1 protein-coding gene and 1 pseudogene are annotated in these 1948 nt (G+C 26.4%); both read left to right on the forward strand.

Annotated elements, in window-relative coordinates; translation table 11 throughout:
• The first annotated feature begins 77 nt into the window (after positions 1-77).
• The gene (locus CLCHR_RS24150; protein ID WP_079442481.1) at positions 78-782 is read left to right on the forward strand and encodes a response regulator transcription factor; all 705 of its coding nucleotides are present in this window, start codon (positions 78-80) and stop codon (positions 780-782) included.
• Positions 757-1948: pseudogene (locus CLCHR_RS24155) on the forward strand (sensor histidine kinase); the annotation flags it as partial. The gene CLCHR_RS24150 and the pseudogene CLCHR_RS24155, both read left to right, overlap by 26 nt.

A 1948-nucleotide genomic window follows, 5' to 3' on the forward strand; every position in this document is an offset into this window, starting at 1 on the left:
ACATAATAATATAGAATTAAATTTATGTGATATTATAATAGAATGTTAATTATAGTAAGTGAGGGTGTTTAATAATTATGAATTTGTATAATGTTTTAATTGTAGAAGATGAAAAAGAGATAGGTGATGGGATAGAAATATACTTAAAAAATCAGGGTTACAATGTTTTTAGAGCAAGTAATGGAGTAGAAGGATTAGAGGTTATTGAAAATCAAAATCTACATTTGGCAATAGTAGACATAATGATGCCGAAAATGGATGGCGTAACAATGGTCATGAAATTAAGAGAGAATTATGAATTTCCAGTAATTATGTTAACGGCAAAATCTGAAGAGATGGATAAGATACTTGGACTTAATATAGGTGCAGATGATTATGTGACTAAGCCATTTAATCCAATGGAATTATTAGCTAGGGTTAATTCTCAACTTAGGAGATATTCAAAATACTTAAGAGTAGTAAATGATTCAACAGAAAAAGATAATAATTTTGTAATTGGCGGATTAGAACTAAATATTAATACAAAAGAAGTGACTTTAGATGGTGATTTAGTAAAGCTTACACCAATAGAATTTAAGATTTTACATTTACTTATGAAAAAACCTGGAAGAGTTTTCTCAGCTGAAGAAATTTATGAAATAGTTTGGAATGAGAAGGCGATTAACACAGATACAGTAATGGTTCACATTAGAAATATAAGAGAAAAAATAGAAATAGATACAAAAAATCCGAAATATTTAAAGGTGGTATGGGGAGTTGGATATAAAATTGAAAAGCAGTAAAAATTTATATATAACTAATTTAGTAGCATTTACAATACTTATAATAATGTCAATTGGCATTTTTAACTTTTATCCAAAGATAAAGGAATTGTCGAAGGGAGAACCTTCACACCCTTATGAAGATTATGAATTAATGAGAACTATGTATCAAAGTAATTATGTTTTATATAAAGACCTTTTGGGTCAATCAAGTCAAGAAGAATTAAGTGCTGATAAAATTTATATAAAATCATATGAGAAAAATTCAAATAATAATGAAGAGTCAAATAATGATTTGGATGTACCTAGAAACTTTGATAATATTTTAGACTCATGGAAAGATAATCTAAATAATGACTATAAAAATTTGAATTATTTGGTTCATGGTAACGATATGTCTATAAAGAAAACTAATACGGAAAACGATTTGAGTTTATTAGAAGATGAAACTAAAAGTCAAGCTTTAACCGATAAATATGCGTTTTACATGGTAGTAAAGTATGATGAAAATGGAGTAGCTGCTGTAAATAAGGTTTATGGTTCTGATGATTATGTAATAAGAAATAGGTTTTTAGATTTTACAATGAAAAAAATTTGGAACGATGATTATATTGTTAAAAACAATATAAAATTTAATCCTATAAAAAACGTAACTTTTGTTTATGGAATTCCTAAGGATTTAAAATATTCTGATACAATAAGTTCACTTGTAGATAATTCACAAAATAGAATATATAACGGAGCAGCAGCTACAGTTATAATGTCAATATTAGGTGCCATATTAATACTAGGGTTATTAATTCCATATGGAAAAGGAAAAAATGTATTTGGTATTAAATATTTCGAAAAGATTCCATTTGAGATTAACTGTTTAATTTTTGGTATAGGTGGAATTGGATCAGGAGCAGTCCTTGCAGAAACTATTATCGAAACTCTAAAGAATACGCTTGTTCAATATTTAATAGGCTCAGGAATAGATGAATCATTGGAAAATTTTACTATAAGTACGATAAATGTAATTATATGGAGTATAACAATTTATGTTATTTTTGCAGGGGCTATGCTCTTAAAGTTTATAATTAATACGGGAATAATTAAATATCTTAAGGAAAGATTGTTAATTATAAAAATAGTGAATTTCTTGAAAAAGTGTTTTAATAACTTAATTAATTATATAGGACATATAG

It is taken from the genome of Clostridium chromiireducens (genome assembly GCF_002029255.1).
GTDB lineage: Bacteria > Bacillota > Clostridia > Clostridiales > Clostridiaceae > Clostridium > Clostridium chromiireducens.

What these genes read in the sequence shown, in the direction of transcription:
- CLCHR_RS24150 (WP_079442481.1), top strand. Translation starts at nt 78, where the DNA reads ATGAATTTGTATAATGTTTTAATTGTAGAAGATGAAAAAGAGATAGGT.